This is a genomic window from Shewanella sp. BJSY2023SW005, assembly GCF_047314585.1.
Classification (GTDB): domain Bacteria; phylum Pseudomonadota; class Gammaproteobacteria; order Enterobacterales; family Shewanellaceae; genus Shewanella; species Shewanella algae.
Window position 1 is genome coordinate 44,505 of record NZ_JBKORJ010000015.1, and the last position, 23,273, is coordinate 67,777.

A 23,273-nucleotide genomic window follows, 5' to 3' on the forward strand; every position below is an offset into this window, starting at 1 on the left:
ATCTATAATCAATGGTTATAGTATAAAGCAATAACTAAATCAAACAGGAATATAGCCACGAATGCGAACTATCTTCAGGACAGATACCTCATGCTGGACTAAGATAACTAGGCTAGTTTATTGATTTATTGTAGCATTAACAGAATTATAAAATTTACGGAAAGGCTATGGCATTTACTCTTGTACTGGTGCTGATTGGCGCGCTTCTTCTGCTGGTGATCGGCATCAATGTTATTCAGCAACAAAAAGAGCGAGCCGAGGCCGAACGTCGTACCGAGCTGGCTCGCCAACGGGCTATTTTGGACGAAACCGAAGAAGTCCTCTCCAATACCGGCATGTTCCCTTGCTCTTCACAAATGGTTTTGGTGCTCTACAAGCGTATTCAGGATGCGGCAAGAATCGCCGTTACCCTGAGCAAAGCCAATCAGAAAGGGGATTATGAGCGGCGGCTGACTGATCTTGAGGCGCTGATCAACAATCTGCAAAGCAGCGGCCCTCAAACACCGGCCATTGAAAACTTTCGCCTGCCTGACAACGATCGTCAGGTATTGGTGCTGGTACAGACCTTGAAAAAGCTCAAGGCGATTTTGCGCGCCGAGCATAACAAGGGCAAAGTCGATCCCACAGTATTTGCCGCTGAAGAAGGACGCATTGACAGCCTGCAACTCAGGATCAATGTGGAGAGCATGCTGTCACGCGCCCGCGCCGCCAGTTACATGAAACAATACGGCTCATCGAGGCAGATGGTCACCAAGGCACTCAGTACCCTGCATACCATCAAGGCACAAACTCCGAATGATCCCTTTATTGCCCGAAAAGTGGATGAAGCCAAGCAACTGCTCGATGAAATCATGGGCGCGCAAAAGATGGCTCAGCCCAGCGCCCCCAAACAGAAAAATGATGAAGATGATATCGATGTGTTGTTCCAGCCTAAGAAGAAGTGGTAAGCCGTCAACTTGAGCTTAAGCTACTACCGGTAAACTCCAACAAAAAGCACCTCTTGGGTGCTTTTTGTTGCTGCTGTCGGTTTTGCCTAGCCAAGTGAACTCTGCCAGCCAAGTAACTCATCCCCAAAGTTCTCTCAGCCAATTCTATCTCGATTAATTTATTCCGAATAATCCAGGCTGCCGATACAGCCCGTTTAGGGTCAACTTACACTTTCACAAACAATAACGCCCTGCAATTGCAGGGCGTTATTGGCTCAAGTATTCAGTTGAGCTTAGCTCTTGGCTTTCTTTTTCTTGCTGTTTTCAGCAAACCACTTGCCATCGCGATAGTGGGCGACCCAGCCGGTTGCCTTACCATCAACTTCGCTGGCCACGTACTGCTCTTTAGTCTTGCGGCTGAACTTCACCAGAGTCGGATTACCTTCATCATCTTTCACCGGCGCATCGGCCAGGAACTGATATTTGGGCCACAGCAACTCACGGTATTCCACCAGCTCGGAGACCAACGGCGCGCGGGTTTCGCGGGATCTCGGGAAGGTACTGGCGGCCAGAAAGATACCCGAGGCACCATCACGCAAAACAAAATGAGCGTCAGACTTGCTGCACTTGAGTTCGGGCAATGGAATAGGATCTTCCTTGGGTGGCGCCACTTCGCCATTCTTGAGCAGTTTACGGGTGTTCTTGCACTCGTTGTTGGTGCAACCAAAATACTTGCCGAAACGGCCGTTCTTCAGCTCCATATCACTGCCGCAGCGGTCACATTCAATGACCGGGCCTTCGTAACCCTTGAGTTTGAACTGTCCCTTCTCGACTTCATAACCCGGGCAGGCAGGATTGTTACCGCAAACATGCAACTTGCGGGTTTCATCCAACAGGTAGCTGTCCATGGCGGTGCCACAGATGCCACAGCGATGCTTGGCCCTGAGCGCCTCGGTTTCGGCATCTTCGCTCTCGCTGATCGCTTCTTCACCCGGAGTCAGGTTCAGCGTGGTCTTACAACGCTCTTTCGGGGGCAATTCGTAGCCGGAACATCCCAAGAACACACCCGTAGTGCCTGTACGGATCCCCATGGGGCGCCCACAAGTAGGACAGGCTATGTCTGTCAGCACCATCTGGTTGGGGCGCATACCGCCCTCTTCCGGTGGCAGCTCGGCATGTTGCAACTGCTTGGTGAAATCTTTGTAGAAGCCATCAAGCACCTGTTTCCAGTCGAGTTGCCCCTGAGCAACGTTATCCAGGGTCTGCTCCATTCCGGCGGTAAAGTCATAGTTCATCAGGTTGGCAAAGTTTTCCACCAGACGTTCACTGACAATTTCACCCATCTTCTCGGCGTAGAAACGGCGGTTTTCCACTTTCACATAACCACGGTCCTGGATGGTGGAAATAATAGTGGCGTAAGTAGAGGGACGACCTATGCCGCGCTTTTCCAATTCTTTAACCAGAGAGGCTTCGCTGTAACGCGCCGGTGGCTTGGTAAAGTGTTGTTTGGGATCCAGTTGTTTCAGATCCAGTTTATCGCCCTTGGCCAGATATGGCAGAGTGACTTCTTCTTCATTCTTGCGTTTTACCGCAGATTGTACCCGGGTCCAACCATCGAATTTCAGGGTGCGACCACTGGCCTTCAGCTCAAACTCACCGGCCTTGACCGTGAGTCGGGTGGCATCATATTGAGCCGGAGTCATCTGACAGGCAACAAACTGGCGCCAGATAAGCTCATAGAGCCGCTGAGCGTCACGCTCCATGTCGGTCAGTGACGCAGCGTGTACAGAGACATCTGAAGGTCGAATCGCTTCGTGAGCCTCTTGCGCGCCCTCTTTGCTGCCATAACGAATAGGCGCATCCGGCAGGTACTTGTCGCCGAACTCTTTGGCAATCATGGCTCTGACGTTATCCAGCGCTTCCTGGCTCAGATTGGTAGAGTCGGTACGCATATAAGTGATATGACCCGCCTCATAGAGACGCTGGGCCATCATCATGGTCTTCTTCACCCCAAAACCGAGACGGGTACTGGCGGCCTGCTGCAGTGTCGAGGTAATAAAGGGAGCGCTGGGCTTGCTTTGAGTGGCCTTGTCTTCGCGGCCGATCACCTCATAACTGGCCGATTGCAGCGCTGCCACAGCGGCCAGCGCCTGGGCTTGGTTGACCGGCTCAAATGCCTTGCCGTTTTGCTTGACCACTTGCATGGTCAGAGCATCATCGGTAGCGGTCGCCAACTGAGCGTGCAGATCCCAGAATTCTTCAGGCACGAAGGCTTTAATTTCGGCTTCCCGCTCAACCACCAAACGCACTGCTACCGACTGAACCCGTCCGGCAGAGAGGCCTCTGGCAACCTTTTTCCACAGCAGCGGCGAAACCATAAAGCCCACTACCCGATCGAGGAAACGTCGAGCCTGCTGAGCGTTGACCATATTGTTGTCGAGATCGCTGGGTTTGCTGAAGGCATCCTGGATGGCACTCTTGGTGATCTCGTTGAACACCACCCGCTTATAACGGGAATTGTCGCCGCCTATCACCTGCTGCAGATGCCAGGCAATCGCTTCCCCTTCTCTATCCAAATCCGTCGCGAGATAGATTTCATCGGCGGAATCGGCCAGCGCTTGCAGCTCTTTTACCACCTTCTCCTTACCAGGCAGAATTTGGTAGTTGGCTTTCCAGCCATGCTCAGGATCAACCCCCATACGGGCAACCAGAGCCTTTTTCTCTTTCACCTTCTTGTACTTGGCCTTTTCTTCAGGCGACATTTTACGCACTTCGGCTGCGCTTTTTGCCTTGCCGTTGGCGTCGGCGGAGGAGGAAGTCGGCAAGTCACGTATGTGACCCACACTCGACTTAACGATGAATTCTTTACCAAGATATTTGTTGATAGTCTTGGCTTTGGCCGGCGATTCGACAATAACTAGCGATTTACCCATAGTGTGATTTGCGCCAAACGATCTCAGAACGGTGAAAATTGGCACCATATATAGAGGGTTGTCCTCGGACTTTCAAGTTAATCCCTCTTTTATGTGTACCGGCGACTCAATTTTTAAGCAGGGTTAAAAATTTGTACAAAATAATATTGCGTAATTAAAAACTAATATTTCATTATTTCACTGCAAGCAAGTAATAGTTATGCATTTGTGATGAAAAAGCACTTTTGCCACCCTGTGGGGCGACTTGTTAAGCCTAGGAGCTCAAGTATACTGGGGCCAGTCCAGGGCCTGGATTGGGCCCCTATAACAACCTCAAATACCCCAAAAGGACAAGCAATGAAGCATTTTGAAGCGAATTTTGACGGATTGGTGGGACCCACCCACAACTATGCTGGCCTGTCGTTCGGCAATGTCGCCTCCCTGAACAATGCTGCCCAGGCAGCCAACCCCAAGGCTGCGGCCAAGCAGGGATTACAAAAAGCCAAGGCGCTGGCCGACATGGGGATGATCCAGGGCATGCTGGCACCGCAAGAACGCCCCGATCTGCATACGCTGCGAAGGATAGGTTTTAGCGGTACCGATAAAGAAGTACTGCAGAAGGCCGCCGAGCAGGCACCGGCGGTTCTCAGAGCCTGTTGCAGCGCCTCCAGCATGTGGACCGCCAATGCAGCAACCGTATCCCCAAGTGCCGATACCCATGATGGCCGTGTGCACTTTACCCCGGCCAACCTGGTGGATAAATTGCATCGCTCAATCGAGCCGCAAACCACAGGCAACATTCTCAAGGCCATTTTCAGTGACAGTCGCTATTTTGTACACCACCAGCACCTGCCGGAACACAGCAGTTTTGGTGATGAAGGCGCTGCCAACCACACCCGCCTGTGTCAGGAATATGGTCATGCCGGAGTCGAAGTCTTTGTTTACGGTCAGGAAGCTACCAATCCTCAGGCCATAAAACCGAAGAAGTTTCCCGCCAGACAAACGCTGGAAGCCTCACAGGCTATCGCCCGCTTACATCGTCTTGATGAAGACAATACTGTCTTTATTCAACAAAATCCTGAGGTGATAGATCAAGGCGTATTCCACAATGATGTGATTGCTGTCGGTAACCGCAATGTGCTTTTTCATCACGAGCAAGCCTTTGTTGATACCAAGGCCAAGCTGGCAGAGATCCGGGCCAAGCTGGAAGGTGATATCCATTTCATTGAAGTACCGACCGCCAAAGTCAGTATTCAGGATGCGGTCAAATCTTACCTGTTCAACACACAACTTTTGAGTATGAGTGACGGCAAAATGGTCATCATAGCGCCAACCGATTGTGCCGAGAACCCTGCGGTAAAGGCCTACCTCGATGAACTGCTGACTCTGGATACTCCGATTCAGAAAGTTGAATACTTTGATGTTAAACAAAGCATGCAAAACGGTGGTGGCCCGGCTTGCCTTCGTCTGAGGGTCGCCATGAATGATGCCGAGTTGGCAGCCATCAATCAGCATGTACTGCTCGACGATAACCTGTTTACTCGCCTCAACGCCTGGGTGGACAAACACTACCGCGACCGCTTGTTACCCGCAGACTTGGCCGACCCACAATTGATAGTCGAGTCTCGCACCGCGCTGGATGAGCTGACCCAGATAATGAAGCTCGGTAGTGTCTATCAGTTTCAGAGATAGGCAACTTCTTAATGAAAAGACCACTCAAATGAGTGGTCTTTTTGTAGATAGCGCGTATTTCAAGTCGTTATAGACCAATCGACATGTACAAACACTCTTGTAAAAAATCCACCTGCATAGCAGGTGGCTTTGAACAGCCCCCTAGAAGGGGGCTAAAAGAATCACCCATCCAAACCAAGCTTGATCTGACCGTTTGATTCCTCTGCCTCTACTTTCTGTTGATACCTTACATATCGACGAATGATCTCTTCGTTTGCTCCCACTGAAAACACTCAAGCTTGGCGGAAGTCTCACCAGTAAGTGAACATGGTCTATCTGGACATTTAGTTCTACTATCCGACACTTCTTCATGCCGCTATAGCTATAAATACTTCGACAAACCTCCTGCCCAACTCGGCCCTTCAAGATCCTGTGTCTATACTTTGGCGTCCATACAGTGTGATACTGACAGCGATAGAAGACGTGCGATGCACTTTCATATCGGCTCATACTGCTTACTCCTTGATTTGCTGGTAACAAACCGAGTCAGTATGCAGTATGGGCACTCTTCGGGCTGAGCCCCGACTTGACGATCACCACCTCCATAGGAGGTGGTTTTGGGGTGACAATAAAAAAGGCGCCGATGGCGCCTTTTGGGTCACTTGATTTTATCAATAAATATTGACCTTCAAGTTAACGACTTCGGTTTCTGCACCACCAGGAGTTTTGACCTTAACAATGAAGGAACCTGAATCTGGTTCATCTGCCCCCTTCAAGGTTACGCTGAATTGACGGCCACCGTTGTGATTGGAGCTGGGCCAAGTATAGCTTCCTGAGCTGGCTACCGAACCGGCAGATGTCGTAAAGGTCACCACGCTTCCGGATGGCATTTGCTGATTATGCAAGTCAGAAATAGTGAACTGCACTGTCGCACTCGATTTACCGTTGATATCAATGTCACCTCCCAGATTATCGCCGTCACGATCAATGATGCGGATGTCGGCTGGGTCGGTGGCATAAGCCGTGCTGCCAGACATTACCATCACCAAGCTGGAACGTACGTTGATGGATTGAGAATGACTAATGCCATCGGCACAAGCGTCATGGGCGGGGATAGAGCACAATACACCATTGTATTTGCCATCGGCCGAGTCAAATACGCCATCGCTGTCGAAGTCGATCAGTTCCTCATTCTCACCGCCAATTTCACCACCGGCTTGCTGAGGATTGAACAATCCATCTTCATTGTGATCAACAAAGGCCTCTGCCAGATCATAAGGTTGGCCACTGACATCAGTACCTTGGAATGCAGCGACTTCAGATGCGTCAAAACGGCCGTTACCATTGGTATCCGGGAAAGACTCCTCACCGTTGGCTGTAGCTGTGATGGTTGCGCGGCCACCATACTTTTGGCCATAGAAGTTGCCACCGGTTGCAGAAAGCTCCGCAATGGGGTTACGGGAGCCGCTGTTATCGACCAGTAATTGGCCTTCAGGGCGAGCGTTCTGGCTGGTCCAAGTCACTGAGCAAACACCACCTGTGGTGGTACACGAAGGAGTAATTGCGCCCCCCTCTGTTGTAAAGTAAACCGCCGTGCCGTCCGGAACCGGGTTATTGAAAGCATCGGCCAGACGAGCAGTTACTTTCACTGCCGTGCCATCTACATCCCATCCCTCGGCATTGAGGGTTTCAGCCGAAAGCGAGAAGGAGTCCTGATCCGGTTTACCGGTAGAGATAACCAAGACACTGGACTGACTGGAGATCAGCGGAGAGGTCCCATCTATGTCAGCCGTCACCCGAACGGTAGTTGCTACCGTGCCCGAATTTACAACTGTCTGTACTATCCCTTCGTTATTGGTTGTCGCCGTTGCCGGGTTGAGACTCAAACCACCTACATCGGTATTAAGGCTGAAACTGACGGCCTTGTTGGCAACAGCATTACCATTGGTATCCAACACCTTAAAGCGAATAATAGAGGACTCATCCGAACCTGTACCCTTGATACCGATATTCTCAGGGGAAGCATCAACAAACACTATGCTTCCGGCGTCGGCTGCCAATATTTTCACAACCCCGGTAGCAGACAGGTTTTTGCCACCAACATCGGCAGAAACCGTGATGTTATCGTCACCGACACATCCTTTGGCCAGATAAGTACTGGTCGCCAGGCCATTAATGGCCGTTACAGGGCTACTAATTACGGCTTCAGGAGAGGTCTTTTTGGAACAGGTTGATGAAAAACTCACATCGACAGGTTCAGTAAACGGCTTACCTTGGCTATCTTGCAACATTACCGAAATCGTAGCGGTCCCCCCCGCCGATAGAGTCGCTGCACTCACTGCTGCTTTTCCGGAAACAAAAGGATCACCACTCCCCATCTGTACATCTGAAGCACCGATCACAAAGACATGCTCAGCCTTTTCACCGGTTGCCAACGAGGCGGTGGCAGAACTGGCGCCTGGAGTACTTCCTGCATAAATACTGACGCTGGCCTTACCGTTGGCATCCGTAATCGCAGTTTTTATCGGGAGATCGCCCAAAGAGGCATCGAATGTCACTATGGCCGGTTTTGACAGGCCGGTTACTGTGGCAACAAGAATACCGGGAGATGTGCTGGTAATGCTGTCTGTCGTATTACCATCAACGTCAGTAAGAGTTAAGGTGACTTGCGCGCCACCTCCGGCTTGACCGCCATCACCTTTCATAGTGAAACCGACCGAGGCAGACTCTCCTGAGCTGATTGCAGCGCTAACAGTACCGGCACCGGCAATGTTGGACGTTGCCAGCGAAATCACGGCTTTGCCATCTGCATCAGTCAGGGCTGTGCCTATGGCTGGGTTGAAGGTGCCCAGGTTTTCGTTACTTAGGGTAAAAGTCACCAGTTGCCCCGCCAACGCTCCCGTTAAGCTATTGCTGACAGTCGCAGTCAAGGTCGCAGGGTTTTCTGCGGAAATATTGGGATCTGAAATATTCAGAGTGACGGTTGTTGTTCCCGTTGGCGGCGTCGAGCCATCCCCGGTATCTGAAATACTGCCCCCACCGCCACAGGCAAATAAAAGAAAACTACATAATAAAGTGAAGCAAAACTTAAACGCTGACCTCATTGTCAGACTCCCTGTTACTCAATAAATACGAACAATCTGCTTGTGTATTACTTATAGAGCAACATTACACAATTTTCCTTAAACATTTCCAGCACAAATGCGCTATACGACTCATTATTTGCCAAAAACTTTAACTCACGTATCATTTCCTCGAGAGAGCTTTCTTGCTAGGCTTTAGTGCGCCAAATAACAAAAGTACAAGAATTAAACAGGAAGATTTATGGCATTCACTCCAACCAAGAAAATAGGCCTGACCGGCAAGATCCTTATCGGGATGGCGGCCGGTATTTTATTCGGCCTTCTTCTGAGACATTTTTTCCCCGATGGTGACCTGAACTCAGAACAAGTTCGGCAAGACCCCTACTTCATCTTTGTTGAGGATTACATCACCGAAGGTTTTCTCAACGTTGTCGGTACCATCTTTATCTCCAGCTTGAAAATGCTGGTGGTGCCATTGGTATTTATCTCTCTCGTCTGCGGTACCAGCTCACTCAGTGAGCCTTCAAAACTGGGACGCCTTGGGGGTAAAACCTTGGCTTTCTATCTGTTTACCACAGCCGTTGCCCTGACACTGTCGATTATGGCGGCGGTATTGCTGCATCCTGGACATAGCAGTATGCCTACCGCAGGTAACAGTTTTGAGGCCAAAGATGCCCCCAGCCTGGCAGAAGTGTTAATCAACATAGTGCCCACCAATCCGATGCAGGCAATGAGTGAAGGCAATATGCTGCAGATCATCATCTTTGCCGTGATCTTTGGTTTCGCCATCTCTCATGTGGGTGACAAGGGCAAGCGGGTTGCCGCCCTGTTTGAGGACCTCAATGAGGTAATCATGAAGGTGGTAACCCTGATCATGCATCTGGCCCCCTATGGCGTATTTGCCCTTATGGGTAAACTGGCATTGACGCTCGGTATGGAGACCTTCAGCAGCGTAGTCGCTTACTTCTTTGTGGTACTGGGCGTACTGCTGGTGCATGCCTTTGTCACCTACCCAGTGCTGCTCAATCTGCTTTCAGGGCTGAATCCCCTCACCTTTATCCGTAAAATGCGCGACGTGCAGCTATTTGCCTTCAGTACCGCCAGTTCCAACGCTACCCTGCCGGTCACTATCGAAACGGCCGAGCATCGCCTGGGCGTAGATAATAAGATAGCCTCGTTCACCTTACCCTTGGGCGCGACCATCAACATGGACGGCACCGCCATCATGCAGGGTGTGGCGACTGTGTTTATTGCTCAGGTTTACGGTATCGACCTGACGATTACCGACTATATCACTGTGGTTGTCACGGCCACCTTGGCCTCAATCGGCACAGCCGGGGTACCGGGAGTGGGTCTGGTGATGCTGGCCATGGTGCTCAATCAAGTGGGCCTGCCGGTAGATGGTATAGCACTGATTATCGGCGTAGACAGATTGTTGGATATGGTGCGCACTGCGGTTAACGTCACAGGTGATACAGTCGCAACCGTGGTGATTGCCAAGTCGGAAAATGAGTTCAATGAAGAGACCTTCAATGACCCTAAAGCCGGCAAAAACAATGTCAGCTTTCACAAGGAACACCACACTCCCATGTAAGGGATAATCCGGATTTGGGTATCAAAGCCAAGTTAGCCCTTGCTGCTTGGCTTTCAGATATCAAAAACAAAAAGAGTGGAAATACAAAGAGGGCGCTCATTTGAGCGCCCTCTTCTTTTAATCTATTTGTCTTTTAATCTACTTGTGGAAACGAGCTTAACGCTCCCAGTAGGCTTCTTCCAGGCTATCTTCCCGCTCAGGCAAACCTCTGGAGAGGCGTGGGCTATGCTGCGCCAGCACTTCATAAGCCACCCGGTTGGCGTACTTACAGATTTGCGAGAATGAGGAGTAACACAAACCATCGCGTTTATGCTTGCTGGAGCCCGGCACGTTGGTCTTATGGAAAGTATTGGCCGCCAAGTCATGCAAGAGAGCAGACAGAGCGCCATCACCGGCGCCATTGGTATTGTGAATCTTCTCCGGCCCGCCCATGTAAGGCGAAATATGGGCATACACCTTGATGGGCTTGTCACAGTCTTTTTTCAGTTTCGGGCGGGAGAACTCATAACGGTTGAACTCAGGAATAGCACCGGGAAGCAGAGTATGAGCCGTCTCGCGTTTCTCGGCATCGTTGGTATAACCGGCGGTGTAAAGTCCCGAAGCACCCGCTGTGGTCAGTACCATGTCACACCATTCAAGTGCCGCTTCACTGGCCAGCAAAGGATCGGCAAATCCGGTCAGCGCCTCACCTTCATCTTCATTCATCGCCAGCACAGTAACGTGCTGGCGAATAAACTCCTGCCACCACTTGGGATCTTCGGCAATCAGGAAGCGGGTTCCCAAGGTCAGTACTACCGGCACTTCGGCTTCCTGGGCGTAGCGAATGGCGGTCAACGCCGCTTCACCAATCTGATCGCCATCGCTGGCTCGCATCAGGTAGGCAGTCAACACCAAAGCAGAACTGCCCTGAATCACTTCTTTATCGATAAACTCAGGGCTTAACTTGTCCATTGAGCCTTTGCTGATGGCAAAAGTGCGCTCACCGCCATCGGAGATCAGGGTAAAACAGCGACCTATAGGGCCTTCAACCGGTTGCAGGTAGTTAAGATCTACCTTGGACGAGGTGTTGCAGAGATAGCGGTAGGCATAACTGCCTACTTCAATATTCTTGCTCATCACGCCAAAGAGCACAGATCTGTCATCGGCGAGAATTGAGTAATTATGAATGGTATTGCCGATAGTACCGCCGGCAAACTCATCGCTGACCAACTCACGGCTTTTGAGCTCATGATACAACTGGTGGGCACTGGCATCATCAATCAGAGTCGAGTTGCCTTTGGGTAAGCCGTAACGCTGCAGCAGTTCATCTTCGACCTTGGCTTCGATATCCACCAGAGTTTGATCTATACCTGAAATCCAGGTACTGAAAGGTTGCGGCTGTTGAGTCAACTGCGCCAGCAGAGGATCACGGGTTTTGACCGGGAAATAGTGTTTGGATTTACGCTGACCGGGAAATTTCATATTGGGCTCTCGTTGTCTTCGTCCCTGAGTAGCTGCACTGCTTGAGTACAAACTTTCCTGATAATGATCTTAGGCCAGGCTGACTGGGCTGCCAGCGACCACACCGAATGGCGGCAGATTCTATCACAAATCCACCGCCGCACCAGTGCGCGCTCGCCGGCTTAATGCCAGTTTTCAGTGTGAAACTTCACCAAATCGGCAAGAAAACGCATATGAGCCGATTGTGCATTGAGACAAGGGATAAATTGATATTGTTTCCCACCGGCTTCAAGGAAGCTTTCACGGCCCCCTTGGGCTATCTCCTCCAGTGTTTCCAGACAGTCGGCGGCGAAGGCGGGACTCATGATATCGACCGCTGTGATTCCCTGTCCCGGCAAAGATTCGAGCAGCTCATCGGTATAAGGGGTTAACCAAGGCTCTTTGCCGAAACGGGATTGAAAGCACAGCTGCCATTCGCCTTCACCCAGGCCAAGTTCGGCGGCCAGCAACTTGGCCGTGGTTTCGCAATGACTGCGATAAGGATCGCCCTCCTTGATGTAGCGCTCAGGCACCCCATGAAACGACATAAGCAGCCTTTGTCCCCGCCCTTCTCGCTGCCAATGGCTACGGACGCTGCCTGCCAGGGCCTGAATATAACCTGGCTTGTCGTGGTAATCCCGCACAAACCTCAGCTCAGGCAGATTACGCTCCAGTTTCAGTGCAGCGGCAACACCATCAAACACACTGGCCACAGTGGAGCAGGAATATTGAGGATAGAGAGGCAACACCAGCACCCTGTCCACACCGGCATTTTTCAGCGCCGTCAGGCCATCATTCAAGGACGGGCTGCCATAGCTCATACCCAGCTCCACAGGAATATGGCAGCCAGTTTGCTCCCGAAGCAATTCCGCCAGCGCTTGTCTCTGCTGTTTACTGACCACCATTAATGGCGAGCCTTCTGCTTGCCAGATAGACTGATACAACTTGGCGACTTTGCCCGGTCGGGTATTGAGAATAATCCCTTGCAACAGGGGTTGCCACAGCCAGGGAGACAGATCCACCACACGTTGATCACTGAGGAACTGCTTCAAAAAAGCACGCACCGCCGCTTTGGTTGGCGCAGAGGGAGTTCCCAGGTTAACTAAAAGCACACCGAATGGAGGACGGGTATCCTGCACTGTATTATTCCTGTTCCGAGAAAGATGGCGCCAAGTTAACATCGCTAAAACCATAAAAAAAGCCCGCAGCTGCGGGCTTTTTTCGATTATGAGAACCGGTTCTGATAATTAATCAGCCCAGTGCCTTCACAATGGCTTCGCTGACGGAAGCAACGCTCTGGGTACCATCGAACTTGCTGTACTTGGTATCACCCTTGGCAGCCATGGCACCATAGTAATCCACCAAAGGTTTGGTTTGTTCGTGGTAGATGCCAAGGCGCTTACGTACTGTGCTCTCTTCATCATCGGGACGGATAACCAGCTCTTCACCAGTGACGTCATCCTTGCCTTCTTCTTTAGGCGGATTGAAGACTACATGGTAAACCCGGCCAGAACCAGGGTGCACCCGACGACCGCTCATACGCTTGACGATTTCTTCGTCCGGCACATCGATCTCAATCACATGATCGACATGGATACCGTTGGCCACCATGGCATCAGCCTGTGGAATGGTGCGCGGGAAACCGTCCAGCAGGAAACCCTTGGCGCAATCGTCCTGAGTAATGCGCTCTTTGACCAGACCTATGATCAGCTCATCTGAAACCAATTGTCCGGCGTCCATCACCTTCTTGGCTTCCAGTCCCAAAGGCGTACCGGCCTTGACGGCAGCACGCAGCATATCGCCGGTTGAGATCTGTGGAATGCCATACTTTTCCATGATGAACTGAGCCTGGGTACCTTTACCGGCACCAGGGGCGCCCAATAGGATAATGCGCATATCAAGAGTCCTCTTTTCGCATTGATATTCTTGTTAGGGCGGCGATCTTCGCACATCTGACCGCCCATGAGAAGGCTTTTGGCTTCGACTTTAGCCACAGAAACGCCAAAAAAACCTGACAGCTCTGACCTGTTGAAAATGGTCAAAACCGCTCAGGCAGAGGCTTGGGCTGTCAAGCTTGACTCTATCAGTAGAGTAAACTGTAGAGCTTGCGACGATAGCCGCTCGCCAGTGCATTCCCCTGGCCAAGGGCTGAAAGTATCGTCAGAAACTGTTGTTTCAACTCACCATTGCCGGCGTTGAGATCTTGCTGCAGTTGCGCAAAAAGCAGCTCAAGAGCCTCTTCATCCCGGTGCGCCTGATGCAGTGCTGTTGCCAGCTTGCCAAGTAAACTCAGGTCACCCGGAGCCGCTTCAAGCGCTTGTTGCAAAGAGCGGATTTCCGGCGTATCGGCAGCCTCTTCCGCCAATTTGAGTTTGGCTTGTAAACTGGCGTAGTATGCATCCTGATCTTCAAGCTTGATGCCGGCAAGCAAGCTCTTGGCACCGGCAATATCACCGCTTAACAGGCATGCATCGGCATAGGGCAAGGCCACCTCGGCGCCGTTGTGCTCGCCATAGGCCTCCTTCAGCAGCACCAGGGCTGCCGCGGCATCGCCTCCTGCGAGTAATTCTCTGGCGTCAGCAAGTTGCAACTCCCAGGCGGCGGGCAGATGTTTATCCAGCATGGCCTGAATTTGCGACTCGTCCTGCACCCCGGCAAATCCGTCAACCGGCTGGCCCTGACTGAGGAACAAAGTGGTCGGCAGGCTCTGGATCTGGAAATAGGAGGCAATTTCCATCTCGGTTTCACAGTTAACGGCCGCCAGCAGCAGTTGCCCCTGATAACGGCTTGCCAATGCTTCCATGGTGCCGAGCAGCCCCAGACTCTCCGGGCTCTGCTGTGCCCAGAAGACCAACGCGACCAACTGTTGTTTCGAGGCTTCCACCACCTGTTGAATATTGTCGCGGGTCAGTTCGATACGTGTTTCCATAGCAATCCTTGTTGGATGGTCGGGCTATTCCCGAGTAAAAAAGGGCCATAAAGGCCCTTTTTTGATTAGCTTACTTAAGATTGGCAAGCAGCATCTGGTTCATCAAGCGGATAAACTCAGATGGGTCGGCCAGGCTGCCCTTTTCTGACAACATTGCCTGTTGCAACAACAGGTTACTCCAGTCATTAAAGCGGCTTTCGTCTGCCTCTTCATTGAGCCTGGCCACCAGCGGGTGCGTCGGGTTCAGCTCAAATGTCGGTTTGACTTCCGGCACCTGTTGGCCGGCGGCCTGCATCAGCTTGATCATCTGGCTCGACATCTCACCTTCACCGGCCACCACACAGGCTGGGGTATCGGTCAAACGCGTGGTCACCCGCACATCCTTCACCTTATCACCCAGTGCTTCTTTGATACGCTTGAGCAAAGACTCGGACTCAGCCGCCAGTTTTTCCTGTTCGGCCTTTTCATTCTCATCTTCCAGCTCACCGAGATCCAACTCGCCGCGGGTGACAGAGTGCAGCGCCTTTTCCTTGTACTCGGTCAGATGGTTGATGAGCCACTCGTCGATGCGATCAGACATCAACAGCACTTCGATGCCCTTCTTACGCAGCAGTTCAAGGTGCGGACTGTGGGCCGCCGCCTCATAGCTGTCGGCAACAATATAGTAAATCTTGCTCTGACCTTCTTTCATCCGGCCAATGTAGTCGTCCAGCGATACCGTTTGCGCCGCGCTGTCATTGTGGGTCGAGGCAAAACGCAGCAAGCCGGCCACACGCTCGCGGTTGCTCCAATCCTCTGCCGGGCCCTCTTTCAGTACCTGGCCGAACTCGGCCCAGAACTGCTGGTACTTGTCACTGTCGTCTTTTGCCAGTTTCTCCAGCATGCCCAGCACCCGCTTGGTGATGGCCGTGCGCATGGCTTGGGTCACCTTGTTGTCCTGCAGTATCTCACGGGAGACGTTCAACGGCAGGTCGTTTGAGTCGATAAGGCCTTTGACGAAACGCAGGTAAGAGGGCATAAACTGCTCGGCGTCATCCATGATAAATACACGCTGAACAAAGAGTTGCAGACCCTGCTTGCGATCCCGGTTCCAAAGGTCCCAAGGCGCCTTGGAAGGAATGTAAAGCAAGCTGGTGTATTCCTGCTTACCTTCGACCCGGTTGTGACTCCACAGCAGAGGATCGCTGAAGTCATGGGAGATATGCTTGTAAAACTCCTGATATTCCTCATCGGAAATCTCAGACTTGTTGCGGGTCCAAAGCGCGGTGGCCTTGTTCATCACTTGCCATTGACCTTCGGTCGCAGGTACTTTTTCACCATCCGGGCCTTCAGACTCGGGCGAACCTTCCTGCCACATCTCTACCGGAATGGAGATATGATCTGAGTACTTGGTGATGATAGAGCGCAAACGCCAGTCGTCGGCAAACTCTTTTTCCTCTTCGCGCAGATGCAGAGTAATCTCGGTACCGCGGCTCTCTTTGACTATGTTCTCAACGGTAAAGTCGCCTTCACCTGCAGACTGCCATTGCACGCCTTCATCGGCCTTGTGGCCGGCAGCGCGGGTTCTCACCGTTACCTTGTCGGCCACAATAAAGGCCGAGTAGAAACCCACACCGAACTGACCAATCAGCTGCGAGTCTTTAGCGGCATCGCCGGAGAGGTTTTTGAAGAATTCTGAAGTGCCTGACTTGGCAATGGTACCCAGATGCTCGATAACGCCGTCACGGGTCATACCAATACCATTGTCTTCAATGGTAATAGTGCCCTTTTCCTTATCGGTACTGATACGTACCCTGAGCTCGCCATCACCTTCATAAAGCGCATCGTTGGTAAGCGCCAGATAACGCAGTTTGTCGGCGGCATCGGCAGCATTGGATACCAATTCACGCAAGAAAATCTCTTTGTTGGAGTACAAAGAGTGGATCATCAAATGCAAAAGTTGTTTGACTTCAGTTTGAAAACCATGAGTTTCTTGATGTGACATGAATAGCTTCCCTTGTTTATCGCAATAGGTTAAACCAACTTGAGTTGCTTAACTAAATGGGGATGCGATTTTTAAATTCAAGGGCGGAAGGACACAGACCGATAACAGCCGTCGAAAAAATAGCCCTCACATGGCCCAAAATATCGCCTGGATGCCGATTGACGATTTCCATCCATGTCGGAAATATCCAATCTTTGCGCTCTTTGCCCGGTTATCGTCTGAGACCCTATCTCAGGAGATATCATGATGAAACGACTCGATTACGCGAACGCCGCACCACAGGCAATGAAGATTCTTTACCAACAGGAAAGCTACTTCCACCAACAATTCAATGCATCGGAAACCATGTCAGTGACTATCTGGGAGCTGGTCAAACTCAGAGTTTCACAGATCAATCAGTGCGCCTTTTGTATTGATATGCACAGTAAAGACGCACTGAAGTACGGCGAAAAGGCCGAACGAATTTTTGGCCTCAATGCCTGGCGGGACATGCCCATCTATAGCTACGAAGAAGGTGTCGCCCTCGGTTGGGCCGAGAAACTGACCGCCGGTTTAAGCATCAGCGATGAAGAGTACCAACAGGTGCTGGATTGTTTCGGCCCTCAGGCGATGACAGATTTGACCATAGCTATCAATGCCATCAATAGTTGGAACCGTATAGTGAAAGTGTTTAAACCCGAGGTAGGCAGCTACCAGCCCCAATGACTCGGGTTACCCATGGACGGCAAACTATTCTCCCAAAGGCAGGCACACCTGAAACAGTAAAAAAATAGCCCCGCATAGGCGGGGCCGGTATTCACAGAAGGCACATTAAATCAAACGTCAGAGCGGCAATCGTCCATTAAACGACAATGCCAAGGTTGTGCTGTCGACATATTCCAGCTCACCGCCTACCGGAACCCCATGAGCGATTCGGCTCACCTTAACTTGGTAGCGATGGGCGATATCGGCAATAAAATGCGCCGTGGCATCACCTTCCACCGTCGGGTTAGTGGCCAGGATAAGCTCGGCAATCTCGCCTTTGGCCAGATGCTCTTCCAGCAGCGCCAGTCCCAACTCCTCGGGTCCGACACCATCGAGCGGCGACAGATGCCCCAGCAACACAAAATAACGGCCACTGAAATGCCCACCGGCTTCGATAGCCAACACATCGGCCGGCGTTTCAACCACGCAGATGGTATCGGCGTTGCCGCGCCGAGGACTGGCGCAGATGGGACACAGCGTTTCCTCGGTGAAGGTGCGGCAGGACTGACAATGCCCCACCTCCTTCATGGCTCGCTCCAACGCTTCAGCCAACTTGAGCCCGGCTTTACGCTCGCGCTCAAGCAGTTGAAACGCCATCCGCTGTGCCGATTTAGGGCCGACACCTGGCAGACAACGCAGCGACTGGATCAATTCATCCACCAGTGGGCTGAATTTCATCTGTTATTCCGACTCAGAATGGCATCTTCATGCCAGGAGGCAGTTGCATGCCACCTGTCACTTCGGCCATCTTGGACTTTTGGTTCTCTTCAACACGGCGAGCCGCATCGTTGCATGCCGCGGCGATCAGATCTTCCAGCATCTCTTTGTCGTCTTCCAGCAAGCTGGGATCTATCTCGACTTTGCGAACATTATGGCTGCCGGTCATGGTGACTTTCACCAATCCTGCGCCTGACTCACCAGTGACTTCCATGCGGGCAATCTCTTCCTGCATTTTGGCCATTTTTTCTTGCATCATCTGGGCTTGCTTCATCAGGTTGCCCATACCGCCTTTTCCAAACATAGCTTTATCTCTTCAATTCAAGTTGTGAGTAACAGGTCAAAGTTGGCTAATCTTACTGAAATAAACCCGCTTGGCAATCCAAGAGTCGCTTTGAGCGGCAATCTTATGAAGCGGGTAACATCCACAGTGCCCTAGGGCGCCTTGTCTGCAATCAAATTAGCCCGTTGACTGAGCAGCTCAGGGGGATATCCGAGAGTATCCTGATCCAGTTCGGCCCCCATATGACTGACAAGCCATTGAATGTTTTCATCATTCATCAATGAAGCATGAGCCCCGCTCAGGAGCTCCTGATGAAAACGATAACGAATTTCCAACGGCGTTTCCCTTTGGTCATCTACTCCTACGACAATCTCTGTGCGGCAAGGTTTCCCAAACAGTTTGGAAAGCGCCTCTTCGAGCTGTTTGATAGCCGAATCTGCCGCCAAGTGCTTTTGATCCGGCTTGAGCAGCAAGGGCAGCGGTTCAGCTATCCGCTCACAGACTGAGTTTACCGCCAGTTGCCGAACCCGGCCGCCTATTTCGAGCGAGGACATCAATTTATACCAATAGAGATCCTGTGGATGACCGCTGGGCGGAGCATGGGCGAAGGCCTCGGCGGACTCCGGGCCTGGTGCTTGGCGCGGCTCGGATGCAGGCCGAGCTCCTGTGTTTACAGTATTTACTGTAGCGCTTTGGCCAGATCCCAGCTCAAGCTCATTTTTCAGCTCATGTCCCGGCTCGTCTACCGCCTGTGGTGCAGCTTCCTGTGCTGTCTGCTGCGCGGTATGTTGTGGTTGTGGTTGTGGCTCAGGCACAGACTCTGGTTCGGCTTGTAGGAAAGCCACGTTTTGAACCGTTTCACTGTCTTGCATTGCCTCGCGACCAGCTTCAACCGCACCCTCTGGGGCATCTTCCCATGGTGGCCTGTCCTCCTTGAGCGCCGCAACATGATTTGGGCCAGATTTGGAGGGCACTTCCCCGGCAACAGGAGTTTGTGTTTCTGCTTGGGAGGGCTCAGGGCTATTGCTTGGTTCAGGGCTGTCTACCCGCTCAGGGCTTTTGCTCAGCTCAGGGCTGTTTCCTGGCTCTGCTGCCGCTTCTGACTGAGTGGCAGCTACAGCATCGGACTCAGGTGCTGCAGCCGCGCTGCGGCGCTCCAGCAAGGGCTTTTTTTCTTCACCGTCCTTGGGGCTGGCGGCCTCTATATCACTGAGCAGCAAATCCCGGGTGGCAAGCACCTGATCGAGCAGATCATCACCCAAGATGTCATCGCTGCCCGAGTCTATGTTGGCATCGGCAGGCACTGGCTCGCTTGATGGCTTATTTGATAGCGATGCCTCGGAGGTACTCTTGTCAGCAGCGGATGGCATTTGGCCGTCCATCGACATCTGCTGCTGATAAAAATCCAGGCTGCTATCCTGCCCTTCACCTTGCAGTGAATAGCCCATGGCAGTATAGAAGTCATCCTGAGATTGCTGCTCATCACTAATAGCCGAGGTTTCAGCTTGTGACACAGGCTTGTGAGGTTGAGCTGCAGCCGGTTGCCGTGCCGGCAGAGACTCGGCCACTTTAGCAGGCTCAGAGGCCTCATTCCGGAACCCCATGCTACCGGCCTGGGATAACAGCAGCGCTTGTTCGGCCAATAAGGCCTGTTCGTCTGCATCTTCGCCCTCATCGGCAGCCATCTGTGAGTCAATATTGCTCGCCTGCGTCTCAGCCGCCGGGCTTACCTGTGTTGGCATCTTGGCAGCTTGCGTCTTTTCGGCTTGCGCTTCAACAACCTGGCTTGTAACAGATTGAGCAGAGGCGGCTTGAGGTTTTATCTCATCGGCGTTATTGCTTGCCAGGGGTTGATTCAGCGCCCCGACCGTCGCAGGCGCAGCGGCACTGCTGCTGTCATCCAAGGCAGACAGATCGGCGACTTCACCCCTTTGCCAGCGTTTGGGCGGCGTTTCCGGCACAAAGGCAACGGCTCTGAGTAACGCCATCTCCAGCCCTGACTTGGGATCCGGTGCATAAGGCAGCTCCTTGCGACCGCTGAGCAGCAACTGGTAATAGAGCTGCACCTGCTCGGGGGTGAGGTTTTCACCATAGTGGTTAATTCTGGGACCAAACAGCGACAGATTGGCCGCCGCCGGCGCAAACTGACTCAGGGTTATCTGATGCAAGAGCTCCAGCAAGCTACGCAGCACTTCGGCAGCATCGGCGCCAAATGCCAGCACCTTGGCCACTTCCTGCATCATTTTGGCGATGTCGCCTGTGAGGAGCGCATCAAACAGCGCCAGCACCTGGCGCTCATCTATGGCGCCGAGCATGGTTTGTACCTGCTCCAGCATCACTTGCCCGGCTCCAAAGGCGATAGCCTGATCTGTCAGGCTCAGGGCATCTCGCATACTGCCGTTGGCGGCTCGCGCCAGAAGCGTCAGCGCAGAAGTTTCAAACTTAAGACCTTCGCTTTGCAAAATATGCTGCAACTGGCCGGCCATCTCCGTCTGATCCAGACTCTTTAGGTTAAATTGCAGGCAGCGGGACAGTACAGTCACCGGCAGCTTTTGCGGATCTGTGGTGGCCAGCAGGAATTTGACGTGCTCAGGGGGTTCTTCCAGTGTCTTGAGCAGCGCATTGAAACTGCTGCGGGACAGCATGTGAACTTCGTCTATCAGGTAAACCTTGAAACGCCCCCGGGTTGGGCGATACTGAACATTATCCAGCAGTTCGCGGGTATCATCTACCTTGGTACGGGAAGCCGCATCGACTTCGATAAGGTCGACAAAACGCCCCTGGGCAATTTCCTGACAGGCACTGCATTGGCCACATGGCTTAGCGGTGATCCCTGTTTCGCAGTTGAGCCCTTTGGCAAACAGGCGCGCCAAACTGGTCTTGCCGACGCCGCGGGTACCGGTAAACAGATAGGCATGGTGCAGTCGTTGCTGACTCAGGGCATTGGTCAATGCATGCAAGACATGAGATTGGCCGACTACCTGATCAAAACTGGCAGGTCGCCATTTTCTGGCTAGTACCTGATAGGACATGAAACTCCCCAAAATCCATAAAAGTATCTTTGCGGGAGCAAGCTCCGCGGATCGTAAAACAATAACATGAGGTATGACTTCACGCTACCGAGACGACCCGCAAAGCAGCAGGGCTGAGCTTTTATTCGCCGTCAAACTCGCACAGCTTAACCAGTTCGAGCCCTTGCTCGGTCAGGCGCTGTTCACCGCCCAGGTCCGGCAGGGAGATCACAAATGCGGCGTCCTTCACCTCGCCGCCTAAGCGACGGATAAGCTTAACTGTGGCTTCAATGGTGCCACCGGTTGCCAGCAAGTCATCGATAACCAGTACCTTGTCACCCGGCACTATGGCATCAACATGCATTTCCAGGGTGTCGTGGCCATATTCCAGCTCATAGCTTTCGGCTATGGTTTCTCTTGGCAACTTGCCGGGCTTACGCACGGGAATAAAGCCCACACCCAACTCCAGCGCCAGAGGGGCACCAAAGAGGAAACCACGGGCTTCGGTACCGACAACCTTGGTAAAACCATGATCTTTATAATGATCCACCAGCAACCGAATGCTTAACTGGTAGGCAACTGGGTCTTCAAGCAGACTGGTTACGTCGCGGAACAGGATCCCGGCTTTAGGATAATCCGGAATGGTTTTAATGCTTTGCTTAATCAGGCTTAAGCTGTCGGAGTTCATTGCCATAGTCTCAATACTTCATTTCCAGACACTGGGCCTGGCTCTTTACAACAAAAAAGTCCACACTGAGGTGGACTGCATTTCAAAAATCCGGCTAAAGCTTAAGCCGCTTTAATCCGCCATGCAACAATCTCTGTCGATAAGTGATCCAGGAGTTGTTGCTTTGTGTCACAGTTCAATGGTTTTCTCCAAAAGCCATTAACCTGGGACATATCCATACTGGCGGCCACTTCCTCTTGGCTGTGAGTACTTAGCACCACGACAGGCAGGTTGGCATAACCGTCGAGTTGCCTGAGTAGCGGGATGAAGTGCGGCCCGTCGAGCAAAGGCATGAAAAAGCCACTAATCACGGCATCGAAGTTTTGCCGCTCGGCGCACGCCAGCCCCTGCATGCCATTGGTGGCCAACGTACAGTGCCAACCTTGGCTCTGGAACAGTTCGGCCAAAGCCTGTTGGCTGATGTTATTATCATCAACAAGCAAAATGTTGAAACTCATTAAATTTCCCTGGTGGTTTCAAGGCGCGCCAAGGCTACCCCAACTGAATGACAAAATCACGACAAGTCGACGTTTTTGTCTACAGGATCACTCACTATCTTCCAGCTCGGGGATCTGCCACAGGAACAACAACAGACAGACACAGCAAACGGCAAGTAAGAGTTTCACCCACCAAAGTGGCACCAAGGCAATGCTGAGGGCAAAACTGGCACCACTGACCAAAAAAGCCCTTCGCTTTAATCCTTTACGCATCGCTTTACGGGAATGCCAATCGGCAAGAGGCTGGGCAAACCAAGGATGACTGTGCAGCCAATCGTGTAGCCTTTCGCTGGAGCGGGCAAAACAAAAAGCGGCCAACAAAATAAAGGGAACCGTGGGCAGCACAGGCAAGACGATGCCGAGTAATCCCATAGCCAGGCTCAAGATACCCGAGATTAAAAAGAAGCCTCTTTTGATAACCATCCAATTTCCTCTGGAAAACCGGTCGCGCCTAAACAAAAGCCACCGCTGAGGGTGGCCATTGTAGCAAAAGCTGGATCTTGCTGCTTCAGATCAATCCCGCGTGTTTCAGCCAAGACAGACTGGCAGGCAGTGTAGGTAACAGCATTACCAGAATAAAACCAAGAAAATACAAAATATTGAATGGGTCTTTAAACGGCTGACTCATGACAGCTCCTCTACTTCTAGGGCCAGTGTGGGAGTGATCTCAATCACAAAACCGCGCTATTCTAGCCCTTTCTCATGCCGATAAAAAC

17 protein-coding genes and 1 pseudogene are annotated in these 23,273 nt (G+C 52.0%); 4 read left to right on the forward strand and 14 right to left on the reverse strand.

Translation table 11 applies throughout. From position 1 onward, the window contains the following. The first annotated feature begins 167 nt into the window (after positions 1-167). Positions 168-947, forward strand: coding sequence for a hypothetical protein (locus tag ACMHXI_RS02630; protein ID WP_025011035.1), 780 nt, complete (start codon positions 168-170; stop codon positions 945-947). Positions 948-1,219: 272 nt separating this feature from the next. Here the strand turns inward: ACMHXI_RS02630 and topA are convergent, their stop codons facing one another. Next, positions 1,220-3,859: a type I DNA topoisomerase gene (gene topA, locus ACMHXI_RS02635; protein WP_208183799.1), complete on the reverse strand. Its 2,640-nt coding sequence runs from the start codon at positions 3,857-3,859 to the stop codon at positions 1,220-1,222. 336 nt (positions 3,860-4,195) lie between these two features. Here topA and astB point away from each other — a divergent pair, with 336 nt between their 5' ends. Then, a complete protein-coding gene (gene astB, locus ACMHXI_RS02640; protein WP_044734782.1) occupies positions 4,196-5,530 on the forward strand; it encodes an N-succinylarginine dihydrolase in 1,335 nt (444 codons plus the stop codon). Positions 5,531-5,691: 161 nt separating this feature from the next. Here astB and tnpA read toward each other — a convergent pair. Then, positions 5,692-6,019, reverse strand: a pseudogene (gene tnpA, locus ACMHXI_RS02645) (IS200/IS605 family transposase). Positions 6,020-6,180: 161 nt separating this feature from the next. Then, positions 6,181-8,613 (reverse strand): Ig-like domain-containing protein, encoded by a 2,433-nt coding sequence (locus ACMHXI_RS02650; protein WP_028781265.1) that lies wholly within the window; start codon positions 8,611-8,613, stop codon positions 6,181-6,183. Positions 8,614-8,833: 220 nt separating this feature from the next. Between ACMHXI_RS02650 and ACMHXI_RS02655 the strand changes: the two genes are divergently transcribed. After that, entirely contained in the window at positions 8,834-10,186 is a 1,353-nt protein-coding gene (locus tag ACMHXI_RS02655) for a dicarboxylate/amino acid:cation symporter (RefSeq protein ID WP_028781266.1), read from the forward strand. Between the two features lie 156 nt (positions 10,187-10,342). Here ACMHXI_RS02655 and ACMHXI_RS02660 read toward each other — a convergent pair whose 3' ends face one another. The 5 genes from ACMHXI_RS02660 to htpG form a co-directional block, all read right to left on the reverse strand. Then, complete coding sequence (locus ACMHXI_RS02660; protein WP_025011037.1) at positions 10,343-11,647, reverse strand: inosine/guanosine kinase; 1,305 nt, start codon at positions 11,645-11,647, stop codon at positions 10,343-10,345. Positions 11,648-11,808: 161 nt separating this feature from the next. Next, positions 11,809-12,846: a ferrochelatase gene (gene hemH / locus ACMHXI_RS02665; RefSeq protein WP_044734783.1), complete on the reverse strand. Its 1,038-nt coding sequence runs from the start codon at positions 12,844-12,846 to the stop codon at positions 11,809-11,811. 70 nt (positions 12,847-12,916) lie between these two features. Beyond that, complete coding sequence (adk, locus tag ACMHXI_RS02670; protein WP_025888745.1) at positions 12,917-13,561, reverse strand: adenylate kinase; 645 nt, start codon at positions 13,559-13,561, stop codon at positions 12,917-12,919. Between the two features lie 187 nt (positions 13,562-13,748). Beyond that, on the reverse strand, positions 13,749-14,594 hold the full coding sequence (locus tag ACMHXI_RS02675; RefSeq protein WP_028781268.1) for a tetratricopeptide repeat protein: 846 nt from the start codon (positions 14,592-14,594) through the stop codon (positions 13,749-13,751). 70 nt (positions 14,595-14,664) lie between these two features. After that, a complete protein-coding gene (gene htpG, locus ACMHXI_RS02680; protein ID WP_025011038.1) occupies positions 14,665-16,578 on the reverse strand; it encodes a molecular chaperone HtpG in 1,914 nt (637 codons plus the stop codon). 243 nt (positions 16,579-16,821) lie between these two features. On the opposite strand from htpG, the gene ACMHXI_RS02685 reads away from it, so the two are divergent. Beyond that, positions 16,822-17,283, forward strand: a complete 462-nt coding sequence (locus ACMHXI_RS02685) for a carboxymuconolactone decarboxylase family protein (RefSeq protein ID WP_045282655.1) — start codon at positions 16,822-16,824, stop codon at positions 17,281-17,283. A 117-nt stretch (positions 17,284-17,400) separates the two neighbouring features. On the opposite strand, the gene recR is transcribed toward ACMHXI_RS02685, so the two are convergent. From recR to ACMHXI_RS02715, 6 genes are all read right to left on the reverse strand, one after another. Further along, a complete protein-coding gene (gene recR, locus ACMHXI_RS02690; RefSeq protein WP_039033855.1) occupies positions 17,401-18,000 on the reverse strand; it encodes a recombination mediator RecR in 600 nt (199 codons plus the stop codon). 13 nt (positions 18,001-18,013) lie between these two features. Continuing rightward, positions 18,014-18,343 carry a YbaB/EbfC family nucleoid-associated protein gene (locus ACMHXI_RS02695; protein WP_025011505.1) on the reverse strand — a complete coding sequence of 110 codons (330 nt, stop codon included), beginning with the start codon at positions 18,341-18,343 and terminating at the stop codon, positions 18,014-18,016. Positions 18,344-18,474: 131 nt separating this feature from the next. After that, entirely contained in the window at positions 18,475-21,354 is a 2,880-nt protein-coding gene (gene dnaX, locus ACMHXI_RS02700; RefSeq protein ID WP_413733936.1) for a DNA polymerase III subunit gamma/tau, read from the reverse strand. A gap of 121 nt (positions 21,355-21,475) precedes the next feature. Then, positions 21,476-22,027 (reverse strand): adenine phosphoribosyltransferase, encoded by a 552-nt coding sequence (gene apt, locus ACMHXI_RS02705; RefSeq protein ID WP_025011504.1) that lies wholly within the window; start codon positions 22,025-22,027, stop codon positions 21,476-21,478. A gap of 95 nt (positions 22,028-22,122) precedes the next feature. Continuing rightward, a complete protein-coding gene (locus ACMHXI_RS02710; protein WP_025011503.1) occupies positions 22,123-22,518 on the reverse strand; it encodes a response regulator in 396 nt (131 codons plus the stop codon). A gap of 87 nt (positions 22,519-22,605) precedes the next feature. After that, on the reverse strand, positions 22,606-22,980 hold the full coding sequence (locus ACMHXI_RS02715; protein WP_025888748.1) for a YbaN family protein: 375 nt from the start codon (positions 22,978-22,980) through the stop codon (positions 22,606-22,608). Between the last annotated feature and the right edge of the window lie 293 nt (positions 22,981-23,273).